This is a genomic window from Microbacterium sp. S1037 (assembly GCF_048381605.1).
GTDB lineage: Bacteria > Actinomycetota > Actinomycetes > Actinomycetales > Microbacteriaceae > Microbacterium > Microbacterium testaceum_B.
In genome coordinates this window covers 1,362,491-1,382,398 of sequence record NZ_JBLWIG010000001.1, presented here as the reverse complement: position 1 = coordinate 1,382,398, position 19,908 = coordinate 1,362,491, and the positions used below count along the sequence as shown (strand labels likewise).

General features: G+C 69.3%; 13 protein-coding genes. 2 read left to right on the top strand and 11 right to left on the bottom strand.

Annotated elements, in window-relative coordinates; all coding sequences use genetic code 11:
* Positions 1 to 8 precede the first annotated feature (8 nt).
* The 3 genes from ACMW4R_RS06100 to ACMW4R_RS06090 all read right to left on the bottom strand — a co-directional run bounded on the left by ACMW4R_RS06100 (position 9) and on the right by ACMW4R_RS06090 (position 2,352).
* Complete coding sequence (locus tag ACMW4R_RS06100) at positions 9 to 671, bottom strand: hypothetical protein (RefSeq protein WP_058596744.1); 663 nt, start codon at positions 669 to 671, stop codon at positions 9 to 11.
* A gap of 80 nt (positions 672 to 751) precedes the next feature.
* Positions 752 to 1,237 (bottom strand): hypothetical protein, encoded by a 486-nt coding sequence (locus tag ACMW4R_RS06095; RefSeq protein WP_363338047.1) that lies wholly within the window; start codon positions 1,235 to 1,237, stop codon positions 752 to 754.
* Between the two features lie 11 nt (positions 1,238 to 1,248).
* Positions 1,249 to 2,352, bottom strand: a complete 1,104-nt coding sequence (locus ACMW4R_RS06090) for an ABC transporter (protein WP_418299434.1) — start codon at positions 2,350 to 2,352, stop codon at positions 1,249 to 1,251.
* 125 nt (positions 2,353 to 2,477) lie between these two features.
* Here ACMW4R_RS06090 and ACMW4R_RS06085 point away from each other — a divergent pair, with 125 nt between their 5' ends.
* The gene (locus tag ACMW4R_RS06085; RefSeq protein ID WP_418299433.1) at positions 2,478 to 3,071 is read left to right on the top strand and encodes a hypothetical protein; all 594 of its coding nucleotides are present in this window, start codon (positions 2,478 to 2,480) and stop codon (positions 3,069 to 3,071) included.
* A gap of 4 nt (positions 3,072 to 3,075) precedes the next feature.
* Here ACMW4R_RS06085 and ACMW4R_RS06080 read toward each other — a convergent pair whose 3' ends face one another.
* From ACMW4R_RS06080 to ACMW4R_RS06060, 5 genes are all read right to left on the bottom strand, one after another.
* Positions 3,076 to 3,672: a hypothetical protein gene (locus ACMW4R_RS06080; protein WP_058613647.1), complete on the bottom strand. Its 597-nt coding sequence runs from the start codon at positions 3,670 to 3,672 to the stop codon at positions 3,076 to 3,078.
* A gap of 149 nt (positions 3,673 to 3,821) precedes the next feature.
* A complete protein-coding gene (rpoC, locus tag ACMW4R_RS06075; protein WP_058596739.1) occupies positions 3,822 to 7,697 on the bottom strand; it encodes a DNA-directed RNA polymerase subunit beta' in 3,876 nt (1,291 codons plus the stop codon).
* Positions 7,698 to 7,753: 56 nt separating this feature from the next.
* Complete coding sequence (rpoB, locus tag ACMW4R_RS06070; protein WP_058596738.1) at positions 7,754 to 11,248, bottom strand: DNA-directed RNA polymerase subunit beta; 3,495 nt, start codon at positions 11,246 to 11,248, stop codon at positions 7,754 to 7,756.
* A gap of 272 nt (positions 11,249 to 11,520) precedes the next feature.
* On the bottom strand, positions 11,521 to 13,113 hold the full coding sequence (locus tag ACMW4R_RS06065) for a 5-oxoprolinase/urea amidolyase family protein (protein ID WP_418299432.1): 1,593 nt from the start codon (positions 13,111 to 13,113) through the stop codon (positions 11,521 to 11,523).
* A gap of 11 nt (positions 13,114 to 13,124) precedes the next feature.
* Positions 13,125 to 13,877 carry a 5-oxoprolinase subunit PxpA gene (locus ACMW4R_RS06060; protein WP_418299431.1) on the bottom strand — a complete coding sequence of 251 codons (753 nt, stop codon included), beginning with the start codon at positions 13,875 to 13,877 and terminating at the stop codon, positions 13,125 to 13,127.
* Between the two features lie 132 nt (positions 13,878 to 14,009).
* Here ACMW4R_RS06060 and ACMW4R_RS06055 point away from each other — a divergent pair, with 132 nt between their 5' ends.
* Complete coding sequence (locus ACMW4R_RS06055; RefSeq protein WP_418299430.1) at positions 14,010 to 15,677, top strand: ABC transporter ATP-binding protein; 1,668 nt, start codon at positions 14,010 to 14,012, stop codon at positions 15,675 to 15,677.
* 355 nt (positions 15,678 to 16,032) lie between these two features.
* Here ACMW4R_RS06055 and ACMW4R_RS06050 read toward each other — a convergent pair whose 3' ends face one another.
* From ACMW4R_RS06050 to ACMW4R_RS06040, 3 genes are all read right to left on the bottom strand, one after another.
* Positions 16,033 to 16,992, bottom strand: a complete 960-nt coding sequence (locus tag ACMW4R_RS06050) for an ABC transporter permease (RefSeq protein ID WP_058614107.1) — start codon at positions 16,990 to 16,992, stop codon at positions 16,033 to 16,035.
* Positions 16,989 to 17,993, bottom strand: a complete 1,005-nt coding sequence (locus ACMW4R_RS06045; protein ID WP_058596734.1) for an ABC transporter permease — start codon at positions 17,991 to 17,993, stop codon at positions 16,989 to 16,991. The genes ACMW4R_RS06050 and ACMW4R_RS06045 overlap by 4 nt, the downstream gene beginning before the upstream one ends.
* A 135-nt stretch (positions 17,994 to 18,128) precedes the next feature.
* The gene (locus ACMW4R_RS06040; protein ID WP_418299429.1) at positions 18,129 to 19,796 is read right to left on the bottom strand and encodes an ABC transporter substrate-binding protein; all 1,668 of its coding nucleotides are present in this window, start codon (positions 19,794 to 19,796) and stop codon (positions 18,129 to 18,131) included.
* Between the last annotated feature and the right edge of the window lie 112 nt (positions 19,797 to 19,908).

Here is a 19,908-nt window from a genome sequence, read left to right as displayed (position 1 = left end):
GGACAAGCTCAGGATGCCGCGTCGCCGGGGTCGCGCGGATCGAACGGCGCGTCGAGGGAACGTGTCAGTTCGTCGAGCATCGCCGCCACCTGCGGCTCCACGTATTCGGCGATCGCCCCCTGGATGCGCAGGCGGTGGTGCAGCAGGATCGTGCACACCTCGCGGCCGATCATGTTCGCGTAGTCGTCGGCGAGACCGACCTCCTGCCGCAGCGCCGCCTTCGCGGCATCCGACAGCGGAGGGAGGGCGGGGATCACCGCGTCTTCTTCGGCGGCCAGGCCGGTGAGGGTGAAGAGGAACGGCGCTCCGGGCTCGGGCTCGGGGTCGAGCGGCAACCCCTCGAATTCGGGTTCGAGCCCTTCCGCCGGACGGTACGAGCGACGGCGGTTGCGTTCGGCCTGCTGGTCCAATTCGGCCTGCAGCATCGGGAGGTTGCGTGCGGTGTACTCGGCAACGGCGTGATCGACGATCGTCTTCACGCGGGTGGACAGACCGTGCTGGACGCCGTGGGGGACGTCGGAACCGAGACCCGCCGCGGAGAGGACCGGGGATCCGAAGCACCGACGGCACGGCGCGATACGGCCGCGGTGGTTCGCGGGCTCCCACCGGGGCAGCCATTTCAGCCAGGCGTCCACCGCCTGGCCTACCTGGGTCTCGAGCGACCGCTCCACACTCCTACGCTAGACCGACACGCCCGGGCAGCGGGGATGATCGGGTCTCCCGCGCGTCACACCCGCATCCCCGGTTGCGATCAGGGAGTGTCGTCGTCCTCGTCCTCCCAGGTCCACCGCGGGCGCTCGGTCCGGACGCGCACGAGGAACACCCCGAACACGGCCGCCAGCAGCGCAGCGGCGGCGAGCACGCCCCCGGGCCAGCCGAGGGCGACGGTCCCGGCCGCGGCGACCGCCCTCGCGGGGTCCGCTCCGCTGAACAGGCCTCCCGCGGCGATCCCCGCGAGCTCCCCCACGTAGGCGCCGAGAGCGCACGGGACCGCGGTGAGATACCCGGGCGGCTCCGCTCGGAGCCCCCAGAGCAGGATGCCGGCGAACAGCGCTGTGGCGACCACGAGGCCGATGACCCCGGGGATCGGGCCGAGACCCGTCACAGGGATGACGTCGCGATCGAGAACGAGGCTGGCGACCCCGAGTCCACCGATCCCGAGAGCGACGAACGTCACGGTCGCGAAAACGACAGCGACCGGCGGGGTCACCCCCGCCGGTCGCGGCGCGTCGGTCATGGCATCCCGCCTCAGACGACGGACACCTGCGGGCCCGCTTCGAGGGTGCGCTCGTACTCGCGCTGCGCCTCGTCGTTCAGCTCGGTCACGCGCCGGCCGCGACGCGCGACCCACGCGCCGAACCAGATCGTCAGCTCGCGCCCGAGGACGAACGCGACGATCGCGAGCGGAGCGAGGACGTTGTCGCCGAGGAGGTCGACGCCCTCTCGGGCGGTGAGCATCCAGAACGGCGCGGCGAAGAGGGCACCGAGGAGATGCCCGCCCCAGGCGATCACGCCCACGACGAGGCCCCAGACCACCCAGTGGCCCCACCGGCCGCGGTTGATGAGGGCCCCGAGGAACCAGAAGCCCAGGTAGAACGCCACGGTCGGCACCCAGAGACCCCACGTGGCGAGGGCGCCGAGGGCGGCGTTCGCGAGCCCGGACACCTGGAGGTCGCCCGTCAGCAGACGCAGACCGAGGGTCGCCGCGAGATAGAGGACGGCGAAGCAGAGCGCGGCGAGCAGACCGATCGCGCCGGCGGCACCGCGGTTGCCGCGCGGACGCGGGGCTTCGGGGGCCTGCACGAAGATCGGCTGCGCGGCGTTCGCGTACGCCGTCGGGGAGGCCGTCGTGGGAGCGTCGGTCGATCGCGTGTCGTAAGCGGTGGTCGACGTCACCGGAGTCGAGGACGCTCCGGCCGCCGCGGCACCCGCGGCGACGGCTCCCCCGGCAGCCGCGGCCCCGGCGGTGTCGCCGTAGGCGTCGTAGCGCTGCGTGGACGCGTCGGTCGTCGACGCCTCGGTCGCCGCCGCGCCGGGTGCCGCCTTGGGCTCCGCCGACGCCGCGTAGGCGGCCCAGCGGGCGTCTTCGTCATCGAGGTCGGTGGTGGCCGTGGGAGCGACGGGCGACGCGTCGTGAACGGTCGCCGTGGTCGTCTCGGTGGCCGCGGGCGCCGACGCGACGTGCTGATCGCGCTCGCGCTCGTCCCAGGCGGCCTGGGCCTCGGCGGGGTCCACGGCATCGCGCTGGGCGGCCTCGGCGTCGGCCAGGCCCTCGTGCGCGCGCCCGACCACGTCGTGCGCCTCGTCTTTGGGCTCGTCGACGGGGTCACCGTACGACTGGGGGTCGCTCATCGGGGTCTCCTCACGCGCGCAAGTATCTGCGGCGTCAGGCTAACCCGCGCTCGTCGCCGTACGGCGCAGGCGTGCCGTCGTGTGTCGGTCTCGACCGTGTCGGTGGCGGCATCTAGGGTGACTTCATGGCCCGTCGCGCGTTTCGTCCGACCGGCGCAGCCGTGTTCGCGGTCGCGGCGGCGCTCGCGCTGAGCGCGTGCGCGCCAGACGACGGCGGCTCTGCCGCACCGACGACACCGGCCGCTGGGTCTCCCTCCTCCCCGACCGCCACGCCGATCCCCACGATCACCCCGACGGTCGCCCCGGCGGCCATCCCCACCGACTGCCGCGCGATGCTCTCGGCCGACGTGCTGTCCCAGTTGGCATCCGTCCCGCTGAACGACCCGTCGGTCGGCGCTTCCGGTCCGCAGCCCGACGGCTCGTTGATCTGCATCTGGCGCGATCCCGGTGCCGACACGACGGGCCTCGAGACGCGTATCACCCGCGTCGACCGCGGCCCCGCCCTCGACATGCTCAACGACCTCGTCGCCACGCAGGGCTTCAGCTGCTACACGCCCGATGACGGCACGCGGTGCGAGAAGACGTGGATCAACGACACCTACCCGGTCAACGACGGTCGCACACTGTTCTGGCGCGACGACGTCCTGATCGACACGCAGTACTCCAACCTCGCGCCGACGGGTTACACCGCGAGCATCATCGCGTCGATCTTCGGCTGATCGCTCACTCGGCGAAGGCTCGGGATGCCACCGTCTCGGCGTAGCCGTCCGGCATCCAGTTCGTGAGGGTCGACGACACCCACCGATCGCCGCGGATGTCGTGCACCTCGACGACGCCGCCCGCCGCGCGCTCGCAGTGGACCGTGTCGCCGGAGACCTGGCATCCGAATCCCTGCGACGACAGCGTCGCCTGAACCGCCGACGCCCCCTCGGGGGTGACGGTCGACACCGTGGTCTCCATCGACCGCCCCGCCGTCCCCCGCCAGTGGCAGGTCACGACCACGGTCGCCCCCGACGCCGCGACGGCCTCAGGGGTCGACGCCGCCGGGGTCCGGCGCTGCGTCAGGAGGTTGTTGCGCGACCACACCAGCGACGACCAGAGGTCCGCCGAGTAGAGCTCGCGACAGGTCGACGCCGGCGTCGGCGCCGGCTCCGGCGTGGCCGTGGGAGCGGACCCGGCCGCGCGGAGCGTGTCGCCGACGAAGATCACGGATGCCGGGATCCCGGGGACCGCGAGTACGACCAGGACGGCGACCACCACGGTGCAGATGATTCCCACCGGCCACGCGATCCACACGTTCCGGCCACCGACTCGCGCCATCCGTTCCTCCCCGTCCACGGTAGGCGCACTCCCCCGACGCACCCGGCCTCCGACACGCCGCGGGGCACCACACGTCGCGCGGTCGAAACGCCGCGGACACGACGAAGGCCCCCGGCGTGAGCCGAGGGCCTTCGTGCGGGACGGATCCCTTAGTTGTAGCTACCGGGCGTGAAGTCGTCCGTCGTGAAGCTGTCGAAGTCGACGTAGCTCAGATCGGCGTCGGAGTACGCACCGTCCGAGGCGAAGATGCGGTTGGGGTACCGCTCGCTCTTGGCCTCTTCCGTCGCCTCGACGGTGACGTTGCGGTACTTCGACAGGCCCGTCCCCGCGGGGATGAGCTTTCCGATGATGACGTTCTCCTTCAGGCCGACGAGCGGGTCGCTCTTGCCCTCCATGGCCGCCTGCGTCAGGACGCGGGTGGTCTCCTGGAACGACGCGGCAGACAGCCACGACTCCGTCGCGAGCGACGCCTTCGTGATACCCATCAGCTCGGGACGACCCGACGCGGGGCGCTTGCCCTCGCCGACCGTCTCGCGGTTGATGTTCTGGTACCGCTTGAAGTCGACGAGCTCACCCGGGAGCAGGTCGGTGTCGCCGTGGTCGACGACGGTGACCTTGCGCAGCATCTGGCGCACGATGACCTCGATGTGCTTGTCGTGGATCGGCACACCCTGCGAGCGGTACACGCCCTGGACGCCGTTCACGAGGTACTTCTGCACCTCGCGGGCACCCTGCACGCGCATGACCTCCTTGGGGTCGAGCGTTCCGACCTGGAGGGGCTCACCGACGGTGACGTGCTGACCATCCTCGACCAGGAGCGTCGCACGCTTCAGGACGGGGTAGACCACGGGCTCGTCGCCGTTGTCGGGCGTGAGGATGACCTTCTTGGCCTTCTCGGTCTCGTCGATCGTGATGCGGCCGTCGGCCTCGGCGATCGGCGAGGCACCCTTGGGGGTACGAGCCTCGAAGAGCTCCTGCACACGGGGAAGACCCTGCGTGATGTCGTCGGCCGACGCGGAACCACCGGTGTGGAAGGTACGCATCGTCAGCTGGGTACCGGGCTCACCGATCGACTGGGCCGCGATGATGCCGACGGCCTCGCCGATGTCGACGATCTTGCCGGTGGCGAGCGAACGGCCGTAGCACTTCGCGCAGACACCGACGGCGGAGTCGCAGGTCAGCACGGAGCGGACCTTGATGGACTCGATGCCGCCCGCGACGAGCTTGTCGATGAGGACGTCGCCCACGTCGTCGCCGGCCTCGGCCAGGACGGTTCCCTGCGCGTCGACGACAGCCGTCGCCAGCGTGCGGGCGAACACCGAGTTCTCGACGTTCGCGTCCTTGACCAGCGCACCGGTCGAGTCGGCCGCGGCGATCGGGAGCTCGAGGCCCTTCGACGTGCCGCAGTCCTCTTCGCGGATGATGACGTCCTGCGAGACGTCGACGAGACGACGCGTCAGGTACCCCGAGTCGGCCGTACGGAGGGCCGTGTCGGCCAGACCCTTACGGGCACCGTGCGTCGCGATGAAGTACTCGGCGACCGACAGACCCTCGCGGTACGAGGAAATGATCGGACGCGGGATGATCTCACCCTTGGGGTTGTTCACCAGGCCTCGCATACCCGCGATGTTGCGGATCTGCAGCCAGTTACCACGGGCGCCCGACGAGACCATGCGGTTGATGGTGTTGTCGGCCGGGAAGTTGTCCCGCATCGCCTTCTGGACCTCGTCGGTGGCCTCGGTCCAGATCTTGATGAGCTCCTGACGACGCTCGGCGTCGGTGGTGAGACCCTTCTCGTACTGCGCCTGGACCTTCGCGGCCTGCTTCTCGTAGCCGCCCACGATCTCGGCCTTGTTCGGCGGGGTGAGGATGTCGCTCAGCGCCACCGTGACACCCGAACGGGTGGCCCAGTAGAAGCCGGCGTCCTTGATCCGGTCGAGCGATGCCGCGACCTCGACCTTGGGGTACTCCTCGGCGAGCTTGTTCACGATCTGCGACAGCTTGCCCTTGTCGGCCTGCTCGCGAACGAACGGGTAGCCCTTGGGGAGCGTGGCGTTGAAGATCGCCTGGCCGAGCGAGGCGTCGACGAGACCGTGCTTGTCGTAGCCCTCGGGCGCCTGGCCCTCGAGGAACGTCAGGCCGGGGATGCGGATGCGCGCCTTGGCCTGCAGGTCGAGGGTGCCCTCGTCCTTGGCCAGGATCGCCTCGCCCACGGAACCGAACGCACGACCCTCACCGATCGCCCCCTCCTTGAGGGTGGTCAGGTGGTGCAGGCCGATGATCATGTCCTGCGAGGGCAGGGTCACCGGGCGGCCGTCCGACGGCTTCAGGATGTTGTTCGAGGCGAGCATCAGCACGCGGGCCTCGGCCTGGGCCTCGACCGACAGCGGCAGGTGAACGGCCATCTGGTCACCGTCGAAGTCGGCGTTGAACGCCGCGCAGACGAGCGGGTGCAGCTGGATCGCCTTGCCCTCGACGAGCTGGGGCTCGAACGCCTGGATGCCGAGACGGTGCAGGGTGGGTGCACGGTTCAGCAGCACGGGACGCTCGCGGATGATCTCTTCGAGCACGTCCCAGACCTCGGGACGGTAGCGCTCGACGGCGCGCTTGGCGGCCTTGATGTTCTGCGAGTGACCGAGGTCGATCAGGCGCTTGATCACGAACGGCTTGAACAGCTCGAGCGCCATCTGCTTGGGCAGACCGCACTGGTGCAGCTTCAGCTGGGGTCCGACGATGATGACCGAACGACCCGAGTAGTCGACGCGCTTTCCGAGCAGGTTCTGGCGGAAACGACCCTGCTTTCCCTTGAGCATGTCGCTCAGGGACTTGAGGGCGCGGTTACCGGTACCGGTGACGGGGCGACCACGGCGGCCGTTGTCGAACAGTGCGTCGACGGCCTCCTGCAGCATGCGCTTCTCGTTGTTGACGATGATCTCGGGGGCACCGAGGTCGATCAGGCGACGGAGGCGGTTGTTGCGGTTGATCACGCGACGGTAGAGGTCGTTCAGGTCGGAGGTGGCGAAGCGGCCACCGTCGAGCTGGACCATCGGGCGCAGCTCCGGCGGGATCACCGGAACGACGTCGAGCACCATAGAGGCCGGCGACATGCCGGTCTGCAGGAACGAGTTGACGACCTTCAGGCGCTTGATCGCGCGGATCTTGCGCTGGCCCTTGCCCTCGGAGATCTGCAGGTGGAGGCTGTCGGCCTCGGCCTGCAGGTCGAAGGTCTCGAGGCGACGCTTGATCGACTCCGCACCCATGTGGGCCTCGAAGTACTGACCGAAGCGGTCCTGCAGCTCGTGGAAGACGTCGTCCTCGGGCTTGAGGGCGCCGACCTCGAGCGTGCGGAAGTCCTCCCACACGCGCTCGAGCTTGGCGATCTGCTCGTCCGCGTTCTTGCGGGCGGCCGTCATGTCCTTCTCGGCGGCGTCCTTGACCTTCTTCTTCTGGTCCGCCTTGGCGCCCTCCGCCTCGAGGGCGGCGAGCTCCTCCTCGAGCTTGGCCAGGCGAGCGGCGATGCGGGCATCGCGGCGGTCGCCGAGCGTCTTCAGCTCGAGGCGGATGTTGTTCTCCTGTGTGGCGAGGTCGCGGTGACGAGCATCCTCGTCGACCGAGATCACCATGTAGGCGGCGAAGTAGATGACCTTCTCGAGGTCCTTCGGCGCCATGTCGAGCAGGTAGCCGAGGCGCGAGGGAACACCCTTGAAGTACCAGATGTGCGTGACGGGCGCGGCGAGCTCGATGTGGCCCATGCGCTCGCGACGGACCGAGGACTTGGTGACCTCGACGCCGCAGCGCTCGCAGACGATGCCCTTGAAGCGCACGCGCTTGTACTTGCCGCAGGCGCACTCCCAGTCGCGGGAGGGTCCGAAGATCTGCTCGCCGAAGAGGCCGTCCTTCTCGGGCTTCAGCGTGCGGTAGTTGATCGTCTCGGGCTTCTTGACCTCACCGAAGGACCAACGACGGATGTCGTCGGCGGTGGCCAGACCGATACGGATCTGATCGAAAGTGGTTGATTCGAGCACTGGTTCTCCTGTGTCGGAATTCTCTGAAATCTGAGCTGGGTCGCTGAGCTGGGAGCTCAGATCTCGTCGATCGACGAGGACTCGAAGCGGCTGGAGATGTTGATGCCGAGCTCTTCCGCTGCGCGGAAGGCGTCGTCATCCGTGTCACGGAGGTTGACCGCGGTGCCGTCGGCCGAGAGGACCTCGACGTTCAGGCAGAGCGACTGCATTTCCTTCATGAGGACCTTGAACGACTCGGGGATGCCGGGCTCCTGGATGTTCTCGCCCTTGACGATCGCCTCGTAGACCTTGACGCGGCCGAGGATGTCGTCGGACTTGATCGTGAGGAGCTCCTGCAGCGCGTACGCGGCACCGTAGGCCTCGAGGGCCCACACTTCCATCTCACCGAAGCGCTGGCCACCGAACTGCGCCTTACCACCGAGCGGCTGCTGGGTGATCATCGAGTACGGGCCCGTCGAACGCGCGTGGATCTTGTCGTCGACCAGGTGGTGCAGCTTCAGGATGTACATGTAGCCGACCGAGATGGGCGCCGGGAAGGGCTCGCCGTAGCGACCGTCGAACAGGATGGTCTTCCCGCTCGAGTCGATCAGACGCTGGCCGTCGCGGTTGGGGATCGTGGAGTCGAGCAGACCCGCGATCTCCTCCTCGAAGGCGCCGTCGAACACCGGGGTCGCGACCTTGGTGCCGGGAGCGGCCTCGCGAGCCTGCTCGGGCAGGTGCGCCGCCCACTCGGGCGTGCCCTCGACCTTCCACCCCTGCTGGGCGATCCAGCCGAGGTGGAGCTCCAGGACCTGACCGAAGTTCATTCGACCGGGGATACCGAGCGGGTTCAGCACGACGTCGACGGGGGTGCCGTCGGCGAGGAAGGGCATGTCCTCGATCGGAAGGATCTTGGCGATGACACCCTTGTTGCCGTGGCGGCCGGCGAGCTTGTCGCCCTCGGTGATCTTGCGCTTCTGGGCGATGTAGACCACGACGCGGCGGTTGACACCCGAGCCGAGCTCGTCGTCTCCGTCTTCGGCGTTGAACTCCTTGACGGCGATGATCGTGCCCTGCTCACCGTGGGGCACCTTCAGCGAGGTGTCACGGACTTCGCGGCTCTTCTCGTTGAAGATCGCGCGGAGCAGACGCTCTTCGGCGCTGAGCTCGGTCTCACCCTTGGGCGTGACCTTGCCGACGAGGATGTCGCCGGGGCGCACCTCGGCACCGATGCGGACGATGCCGCGCTCGTCGAGGTCCTTCAGCAGGTCGGGGCTGACGTTGGGGAGATCACGCGTGATCTCTTCCTTGCCGAGCTTCGTGTCGCGGGCGTCGACCTCGTACTCCTCGATGTGGATCGAGGAGAGCGTGTCGTCCTTCACCAGGTCCTGGCTCAGGATGATCGCGTCTTCGAAGTTGTGCCCCTCCCACGTCATGAACGCCACGAGGAGGTTCTTACCGAGGGCGAGCTCGCCGTTCTCGGTGGCGGGGCCGTCGGCGATTACCTCGCCGGCCTCGACACGCTCGCCGGCGGAGACGACCACACGCTGGTTGTACGACGTGCCCTGGTTGGAGCGGTCGAACTTGCGGAGGAAGTAGTCCTGCGTGCCGCCCTCGTCGAGCTGCACGGTCACGACGTCGGCCGAGACCTCGAGGACCACACCGGACTTCTCGGCGGTCACGACGTCACCGGCGTCGATCGCGGCGAAGCCCTCCATACCGGTACCGACCACGGGCGACTCGCTGCGCACGAGCGGCACGGCCTGGCGCTGCATGTTCGCACCCATGAGGGCGCGGTTGGCGTCGTCGTGCTCGAGGAAGGGGATGAGCGAGGTCGCCACCGACACCATCTGGCGCGGCGAGACGTCCATGTAGCCGATCTCCTCCACCGGGAAGAGGTCGACCTCGCCACCCTGACCACGACGGGCCAGGATGCGGTCCTCCACGAAGTGGCCGTCGGCCTTGAGGGCGACACCGGCCTGGGCGACGATGTGGTCGCTCTCTTCGCTGGCCGTGAGGTAGTCGATCGTGTCGGTCACGCGACCGTCGACGACGCGGCGGTACGGCGTCTCGATGAAGCCGAACGCGTTGATGCGGGCGAACGAGGCGAGCGAACCGATCAGGCCGATGTTCGGGCCTTCAGGCGTCTCGATCGGGCACATGCGGCCGTAGTGCGAGGGGTGGACGTCACGGACCTCGACGCCGGCGCGCTCACGCGACAGACCGCCGGGACCCAGCGCCGACAGGCGACGCTTGTGGGTCAGACCCGCGAGCGGGTTGTTCTGGTCCATGAACTGCGACAGCTGCGAGGTTCCGAAGAACTCCTTGATCGCGGCGACGACGGGGCGCACGTTGATCAGGGTCTGCGGCGTGATCGCCTCGATGTCCTGCGTGGTCATGCGCTCGCGGACGACGCGCTCCATGCGCGACAGACCGGTGCGGACCTGGTTCTGGATGAGCTCGCCGACGGCGCGGATACGACGGTTGCCGAAGTTGTCGATGTCGTCGGTGTCGAGACGGATCTCGGCGGGCTTGCCGCCGCGCACGCCGTCGAACGACACGTCGCCGCGGTGCAGGCGGACGAGGTACTTGATCGTCGCGACGATGTCGTCGACGGTCAGCACCGAGTCGCTGAGCGGCTTGTCGAGGCCGAGCTTCTGGTTGATCTTGTAGCGACCCACCTTGGCCAGGTCGTAGCGCTTGGCGTTGAAGTAGAAGTTGTCGAGGAGCGCGCGCGCAGCCTCGGCGGCCACCTGCTCGCCCGGACGGAGCTTGCGGTAGATGTCGCGGAGGGCGTCTTCCTTCGTGAGGATCGTGTCCTTGGACAGCGTCTCTTCGATGGAGTCGAAGCCGGAGAACTCGGCGAGGATGTCTTCGCTGGTCAGACCGAGGGCCTTGAGGAAGACGGTGACCGACTGCTTGCGCTTACGGTCGATGCGGACGCCGACCTGGTCGCGCTTGTCGATCTCGAACTCGAGCCAGGCACCGCGCGAGGGGATGACGCGCGCCGACACGATGTCCTTGTCGGACGTCTTGTCGGGGGTCTTGTCGAAGTAGACACCGGGCGAGCGCACGAGCTGCGACACCACGACACGCTCGGTGCCGTTGATGATGAACGTGCCCTTGTCGGTCTGGAGCGGGAAGTCGCCCATGAAGACCGTCTGCGTCTTGATCTCACCGGTCTGGTGGTTCATGAACTCGGCCTCGACGTACAGCGGGGCGGCGTAGGTCTTGCCGCGCTCCTTGCACTCTTCGATCGAGTACTTCTCGGGCTCGAGGTAGGGGTTGGTGAACGAGAGCTGCATCGTCTCGCTGAGGTCTTCGATCGGCGAGATCTCTTCGAAGATCTCCTCCAGACCGCTGATCTCGGGCACGTCGGTGCGGCCTTCGGCCTGCGCCTCGGCGACGCGGGCCTTCCATGCGTCGTTACCGACGAGCCAATCGAACGACTCGGTCTGCAGCGCGAGCAGATCGGGAACGGTCAGCTTGTCGGAGATCTTCGCGAACGAGAGGCGAGATGCGCCGCGTCCGCTCTTCGGGGTGGTGGTGGATGCGTTGCTCGCAGCAGCCAAGGGAATAACCTCCAGAAGCCCGGGCGAGGGGCTCGTGATTCCTTGTCGTCAGGTGGAGTGCGTTCCTGCCCCGATAACCTGCTCGCCACACACCGCGGTGAAGCGGGGACGGACAGGCTCAGCCGACCACCATATGAGGGCAGGGGGAATCGAGGAGCGCAAAGTCCAAGCATACGCGGGAGGACTCGCCGTGTCCAGTCGAATTCTTGACGCGTTTGCGGACCTGCGGTATAACCGCGTGCGCCCGTCGGGCATTCCCCTCCGCGACCGCGTCAGACGCGCCGGAACCGCACGCGATCGCCGGGCCTCGCCTGCGCGAGCGCGTCGAGCGTGGCATCCGTCACCACGGCGATCACGGGGTATCCCCCGGTGACCGGACCGTCGGCGAGAAGCACGACCGGGCGCCCGTGCGGTGGAACCTGGATCGCCCCCGGGCGCATGCCCTCGCTCGGCAGTTCACCGGGACGGAGGCGCTCGAGCTCGGGTCCGTTGAGGCGGATGCCGACCCGATCCGCGTGCGTCGATACCTCCCACTCCGTATCGACGAGCGTTTCTTGCGCCCCCGGGGCGAACCAGTCCGCGCGGGGTCCCGCGGCGATTCCCACCTCGATCAGCCCCGGCGGCACGGACCAGGGGAAGGAATCGAGAACGCGGATCGCGGATGCCGGGGCCCCGGCATCCAGGACATCCCCGGCGCGCACGGGGGCGGGTCCGAGACCGGCGAGCACATCGCTCGCGCGCGAGCCGAGGGCGAGGGGCGCGAGGATCCCGCCGCGCAGCGCGAGGTACGAGCGCAGGCCGACACGGGCGGGCGCGATCGAGAGCTCGGCACCCGCGGGGACCCGGACGGGTGCGTAGAGGTCGCGCGCCCGTCCGTCGACGTGCAGGTCGGTGAGGGCGCCGGTCACGCACACCCAGACGTCGGACTCGGCCCGCGCACGGAAGCCGCCGAGCGCGATCTCCAGGCCCGCGTCGGCCTCGTCGTTGCCGACCAGGCGGTTCGCGATGTGGAGCGCTGCGCGATCGAGAGCCCCCGATCGCGCGACCCCGAGGGCGGCGAGGTGCGGACGTCCGAGGTCCTGGACCGTGGTGAAGCCGCCGGGGTCGAGCACGCGGAGGCCGGGAGCGGCCGACGCGGGATGGAGGGAGGACGGGGGACGAACGGAGGATGAAACCCCGGCACCGGCTCCTCCGCTCGTCCCCGCTCCTCCGCTCGTCACCGGATCAGGCGCGGCGGGAGGAGCCGGAGGCGCGGCGGCGACACGCGAGCGCTCGGGCACGAAGCACACGCGGGCGCGCGGGGGAAGCAGCACCGGGTCGGCGGCATCCGGATCGAAGAGCACGGCGTCGGTCGTCCCGATGAGGCGCCAGCCGCCCGGCGTCTCGCGCGGGTACGCCCCACTGAAGCCGCCGGCCAGACCCACCGCGCCCGCCGGCACACGGGTGCGGGGCTGGGTGAGCCGCGGCACGTCGAAGGGCCAGTCGTCGCTCACGAGGTAGGCGAAGCCAGGGGCGAAGCCGGTGAACGCCACCGTCCACGGGGCGGCGGAGTGTCGGGTGATGAGCTCGTCGACCCGGATGCCGAGCGAGGCGGCGGTGGAGGTGAGATCGGCACCGTCGTAGCGCAGCGGAACCTCGACGAGGGGGCCGGAGGGGGTGGCATCCGGAGTCGTCCGAGAAGCGGCGTGGATCCAGGCGCAGACGGCATCGTGCGAGATGCGCCGGGGGTCGAAGGCGACCAGGACGGTGCGGGCCGCGGGGACCAGATCGTCGACGCCGGGCGGTGGATCGGCGGCGAGCGCGGCGTGGAGCGCGAGCACGTCGTGAAGGTCGTCGACCTCGGCCAGGACGGCGCGCTCCCCCATCGGCCGCAGCGTCACCACGGGGCGCGCACCTCGACGCCCGCGGCGTCCAGCGCGGCACGGACGGCGCGGGCCATCGCGACGGCCGAGGGGGTGTCGCCGTGCAGACAGAGCGAGGCGGCCACGACGGTGAGGCGATCGCCGTCGACCGTCTCGACCTCGCCGTCGCGCACGAGGCGCAGCGCCCGCTCGGCGACGCGGGCGGGATCGTCGATCAGCGCCCCGGGTGCACCGCGGGGGACCAGGCCCCCGGCGGCCGTGTAGCCGCGGTCGAGGAACGCCTCGTGCACGAACGGCAGACCCGCGGATGCCGCCGCCTCGACGACCGCACCGGGCAGGCCCAGCACGGGCAGGGGTCGGCCGAGACGCGCGGCGTGGTCGGCGACGGCGGCGACGACCGCCGCGGCCTGAGCGGGGTCGGCCGACACCGCGTGGTACAGCGCACCGTGGGGCTTGACGTAGCGCAGGTCGGCTCCGGCGGAGACGAGCGCGTCGAGCTGCGCGGCGACGCTCGCGCGGAGGTCGGCCGGATCGGGGTCGCGGGGCACGCGGCCGAAATGCTCGCGGTCGTCGTAGGACGGATGCGCGCCGACGGCCACACCGAAACGCGCGGCGCGATCGACCGCCGCGCGCATCGAGACCGCATCGCCGGCGTGGCCGCCGCAGGCGACGTTGGCACTCGAGATGACGGCGAACATCGCTTCGTCGTCGGCGGTCGGCATCCCGTCGACGGTCTCGCCGAGATCGGCGTTGAGGTCCACGCGCATGGTGCCACGGTAGCGCCGCGGGTCCGCGTCGGGGCTCGGGGGCGGCGCGCGATGCGGCCGGGCGCGTTACGGCCGCGTGACGATGTGCGCCCGGGGGTGGGCAGAAGCGGCGGGGCGGGCGAGGATGGACCAATGACCTCCGATGTCGCCGGTCCCCCCGCTCCGGCATCCCCCCAGCCCCTGCTCTCGGTCCGTGATCTCGCGGTCGACTTCGCCACCATGGACGGTCCCGTGCGGGCCGTCGATGGGGTGAATCTCGACATCCACGCGGGTGAGACCATCGCGATCGTCGGCGAGTCCGGCTCCGGCAAATCGACGACCGCCATGGCGATCATCGGCCTGTTGGCATCCGGTGGCCGCGTCGCGCGCGGGCAGATCCTGCTCGACGGCGAAGACCTCACGACCTTCGGCGAAGCCCGCATGCGCCAGGTACGCGGTCGGCAGATCGGCCTCGTGCCGCAGGACCCGATGTCGAACCTCAACCCCGTCGCGAAGATCGGGACGCAGGTGGCGGAGACACTGCTCGCGCACGGGCTGGCCGACCGTTCGAGCGTGAAGGGCAGAGTCGTCGAAGCGCTCGAGGCCGCCGGCCTCCCGGACGCCGAGAAACGGGCGACGCAGTATCCGCACGAGTTCTCGGGCGGGATGCGCCAACGCGCGCTCATCGCGATCGGGCTCGCGTGCCGACCGCGCCTGCTCATCGCCGACGAGCCGACCAGCGCCCTCGACGTGACCGTGCAGCAGACGATCCTCGACCAGATCGACAAGCAGACGGACGAGCTCGGGGCGGCCGTGCTGCTGATCACGCACGACCTGGGGCTCGCAGCCGAACGCGCGTCGCGCGTCGTCGTGATGCACCGCGGTCGCGTGGTCGAGCAGGGACCGGCGAAGCAGATCCTGGAGAACCCCCAGCACCCCTATACGACCTCGCTCGTGGCGGCGGCCCCGTCGGTCGCGGCGGTGCGGCTGCGGCCCGAGGACTTCCGCGGCGACCGGGCGGTGGCACCGGCACGCGAGAACATCGTCGAGATCGAGAACCTGACGAAGGTGTACCCCGTCCGCGGCCGCGGTGAAGACTTCCGCGCGGTCGACGACGTCTCGCTGTCGATTCCGCGCGGCCAGACCGTCGCGATCGTCGGCGAATCGGGATCGGGCAAGACGACCACCGCCCGCATGCTGCTGAAGGTCGTCGAGCCCACGAGCGGCTCGATCCGCTTCGACGGTCAGGATGTGTCGACGTTGAAAGGCGACGCCCTGCGGCAGTTCCGCCAGAAGGTCCAGCCGATCTTCCAGGACCCGTACTCGAGCCTGAACCCCATGTTCACGATCGAGCGGATCGTGGAGGAACCCCTCTCCTTCTACAAGCGCGGGTCGAAGGCCGACCGTTCGAAGCGCGTGCGTCAGTTGATGGATGATGTGGCTCTGCCGGCATCCATGCTCCGCCGCTATCCCTCGGAGCTGTCGGGCGGGCAGCGGCAGCGCGTCGCGATCGCTCGCGCCCTCGCGCTGTCGCCCGAGCTGATCGTGTGCGACGAGCCGGTGTCGGCGCTCGACGTGCTCGTGCAGGCCCAGATCCTCGAGCTGCTCGGCGACCTGCAGCGCGAGTACGGCCTGAGCTACCTCTTCATCTCGCACGACCTCGCGGTGGTGCGGCTCATCAGCGACTACGTGTGCGTCATGAAGGACGGGCGCCTCGTGGAGGCGGCATCCAGTGAAGAGGTCTTCACGAACCCGCGCGATCCGTACACGCGGCGGCTGCTGTCGTCGATCCCGGGGAATGAGCTGGGGCTGGCCGGCTGAGGTCGGCGTTCCGGGGGAGGCGGCTCTGCTCACGAACCTTGTCCCACTTATGGCGGTGCATGTCCCAAAGAAGGCTGGCTCGGCGGGCGCCAACCGGCCATAAGTGGGACACGGATGCCGTCGAGCCGGCGCAAGCATGCACGCCGGAAGCGCGCAGCTGGGGGTAGCGCGCTGCTGGGGGTGGTGTGCATCTTGGCCGGAGGGAGTGCATGTCCCACTTATGGCGGTGCATGTCCCACAAATGGCTGGGCCCGCAGGCGTCAACCCGCAATAAGTGGGACATGGATGCCGGGGCGCCGGGGCCGCGGCCCCGACCCGCGCGAGCGAGCCGGGGCCGGAACCGCCGGGCGACGCGCTACCGCGCGCGGGTGCGCGGGTCCATCGCCTCACGCAGGGACTCGCCGAGGAGCGTGAAGCCCAGGGCCGTCACGGCGATGCAGATACCGGGGAGGAACGCCAGCCACGGCGCGATCGCGAGCTCCGCCTGCGCGTAGGTGAGCATGCGGCCCCACTCCGCGGTCTGCGGGAGCCCGCCGCCGAGGCCCAGGAACGACAGCGCGGCGGCGTCGATCACGGCGGTCGCGAGCGTCAGGGTGCCCTGCACGATGACCGGGCCGACGCTGTTGGGGAGCACGTGCGTCATCGTGATGGTCCGGCGGCTGAGGCCGAGCGTCTGCGCCGAGAGCACGTAGTCGGCGCCACGTTGCTGCAGCATCGACGCCCTCAGGAGCCGGGCGAACACGGGCACCTGCGAGGCGCCGATGGCGATCATGATCGCGAGCTGGCTCTGGCCGAGGATCGCGGCGATCGAGACGGCGAGCAGCAGGTTCGGCACCGACAGGAGGATGTCGACAAAGCGCATCACGAGCGCGTCGACCCAGCCGCCGAACATCCCCGCGAGAAGACCGAGGGCCATTCCGCCGAGGAGGCCGAGGGCCGTGGAGATCACGCCGATCTGCAGAGACGCCTGGGCGCCCCAGATGAGCTTGGACAGCACGTCGCCGCCGAAGCGATCCAGGCCGAGGGGGAACTCGGCCATCTCACCCGGGCCGGGGATGTCGGTCGGCGTGATGAAGCGCTGACCGGGCAGCGACTCGGCCGGGTACGGGGCGAGGAGAGGTGCGAGGGCGGCGACGAGGAGGAACGCCAGCACGATGATCGCGCCGATCCAGGCGACCGGGCTGCGGCGGATCCGCTGGAAGACGTCGTGCCAGAACCCGCCGCGCGCTTGGGCGGCGAGCAGCTGCGCATCCACCACCGCGTTGTCGTCGACGGGGCCGCCGCTGGGGGCGGGAGGGAGGATCGAAGAGCTCACTGGACTCTCACTCTCGGGTCGATGACGCTGTACGACAGGTCGACCAGCAGGTTGATGAGCGCGTACGCGATCGCGATGAAGATGATGAAGCCCTGCAGCACGGGGAAGTCGCGCGTGAAGATCGCCCGCGCGAGGAACTGTCCGATGCCGGGGAAGGCGAAGACCGTCTCGGTGAGCACCGCTCCCGAGATGAGGAGCCCCGCCTGCAGACCGACCGTCGTGATGACGGGGAGCATCGCGTTGCGCAGGATGAAGCGGTTGCGCAGCGTCCCGGTGCCGATGCCCTTGGCGCGGCCCGTGCGGACGTAGTCGGCATTCTGCACCTCGAGCACCGACGCGCGCGTGATGCGCACGATGATCGCGAGCGGGATGGTGCCGAGCGCGATCGCGGGCAGGATCAGGTGGAGGATAGCATCCCACGACGCGTCGAACTCGCCCGTGATGAGGCCGTCGAACACGTACAGGTTCGTGTAGTGCGTCGCGTCGATGCGCGGGTTCTGACGGCCGTCCGACGGGAGCCACCCCAGCTGCACGGCGAAGACGTACTTGAGGATGAACGCCAGGAAGAACACCGGGATCGTGATGCCGATGAGGCTGAGCACGACCGCGGTGTGGTCCCAGATCTTGCCGTGGCGACGGGCGGCCCAGTATCCGAGCGGGATGCCGATGCCCACCGCCACGATGAGCGCGGCGATCGAGAGCTCGAGGGTCGCGGGGAACCGGCGGACGAACTCCTCGAGCACCGGCCTCCCCGTCTGGATCGAGGAGCCGAAGTCGCCCGTGAGCAGGCGACCGAGCCAGGTGAAGTACTGCACGTACAGGGGCTCGTTGAAGCCGTAGAGCTCGTTGATGCGCTCGACGGCCTCGGGGGTCGCGCGCTCACCGAGAAGGGCGACGGCCGGGCCGCCGGGGAGCGCGCGGACCCAGGCGAAGAGCAGGATCGAGAGGCCGAACAGGGTCGGGATGAGCAGGAGCAGGCGTCTGCCGATGGTGCGGAGCACGGATTCTCACAGGGTGTCGGGAGCGGGGGGACGCGGATGCCGCCGGCCCGGCCGTCCGAGACGGCGCGGGGGCAGCGGCACCCGTGAGCCGTGGGCCCCGCCACCCATGAGGGTGGGGAGCCCACGGCATCCGGATCACTCGGTGAGTTCGATCTCGTTGTAGACCTCGTCCTGCACGGGGCTGGCCGGGTACGACTTCACGCGCTTCGCGAAGGCGAGCGTCGGCACCGGGTTCGCGAGCGGAACACCGGGCAGGAACGTCGCGATCTGCTCGTTCACCGCCTGGTAGGCGGGATCCTGCTCGGCCTCGGTCGCGATGCCGCGGGCCGAGGTGAGCGCCGAGAAGAGCTCGGCGTTGTCGAAGCCCCACTCGTTGGAGGTGCCGCCGAAGAACGTGCCCACGAAGTTGTCGGGGTCGTTGTAGTCGCCGGTCCAGCCGAGCAGGTGGATGCCGTGCTCGCTGCCGCCCTGGATGAGGTCGAGGTACTCGCCCCACTCGTTCGACACCGGGTTGAGCACGATGCCCACCGCCTGCAGCTGCGACTGCAGGTTGGTGAAGATCTGCTCGGGGTTCGGCATGTACGGACGCGAGATGTTGACCGGGTAGTTGAAGGTCAGGGTCAACGGGTTGGCCTCGGTGAAGCCGGCCTCGGCGAGGAGTGCCTTGGCGGCATCCTGGTCGAAGTCGTACGTCGTGACGCCGGAGTTGAAGCCGATGACGCTGTCGGGCATGAACTGGGATGCCACGGTCGTGCCCTCGGGCAGCACCTGGGTCACCAGCTGCTGCTTGTCGATGGCGTGGGCGATCGCCTGACGCACGCGGATGTCGGCGAGCGCGGGGTCGGCCTGGTTCATCCCGAGGTAGAGGATGTTGAACGGGTCGCGGTTGGTGAGCATGTAGCCCGCGCTCTCGAGCGCACCGAGGTCGGCCGGGGCGACGAGGTCGTAGCCGTCGATCGAGCCGGACTCGAGGGCCTGACGACGAGCGGTCGTGTCGCCGATGACGCGGAAGATGACCTGCTGCACCTGGCCCTGCTCGCCCCAGTAGCCGTCGAACGCGGTGACGGTCGCTTCCGCGCCGGGCTCCCACGAGTCGAATTTGAAGGGGCCGGTACCGGTCGGATGCGCCTGCGCGTACTCGCTCAGCGTGGGGGCCTCGGACGTGCCGCCGACCTCGTCGGCCTTGTACTCCTGGAGGGCGGTGGGGCTCTGGATCGCGAAGGCGGGGAGCGAGAGCGCCGGGATGAAGCCGGCGAACGGCTCGGTCAGCGTGATCGTCACCTCGGTGGGGCTGGCCGCTTCGCAGCCGCCGTAGATCGAGGTGCCCGTGTCGGAGTAACCGCGCATGATCTTGCCCCAGTAGTAGGACAGGCTCTCGGACTGTGCGATGCCGGTGAAGTTGTTCTGCCGGTCGAAGTTGAAGCAGACCGCGTCGGCATTGAAGTCGGTGTCGTCGTGGAACTTCACGCCCTCTTTGAGCTGGAACGTGTACGACAGGCCGTCGTCGGACTGCGTCCAGCTCTCGGCGAGCATGGGCGCGGGGTCGGCCGTGCCGGGCTCGACACCGACGAGTCCCTCGAAGATCTGTCGCGAGATGCGGAACGACTCACCGTCGCTCGCGAAGGCGGGGTCGAGGCTCGACGGATCGCCCGACGCGCCGAAGACGAAAGTGGAGTCGACGTCGCCGCCGGCGTTACCACCGCCGTTGTCGTCACGTTGGCTCGTGCAACCCGAGAGGGCGAGAGCGCCGACGGCGATGATCGCACCTCCCGCGAGCACGCGGGTACGGAGATTTCCTTGCATTTTTTGTTGTGACCTTCCGGGGGGAGGAAAGGAGGAGCCCGACGGCGCTGTCACTTCGTCGTGCCGCGCTCCGCTTGCTGTTCCCCCGACCGTACAGGTCTCCCCGGCCGCT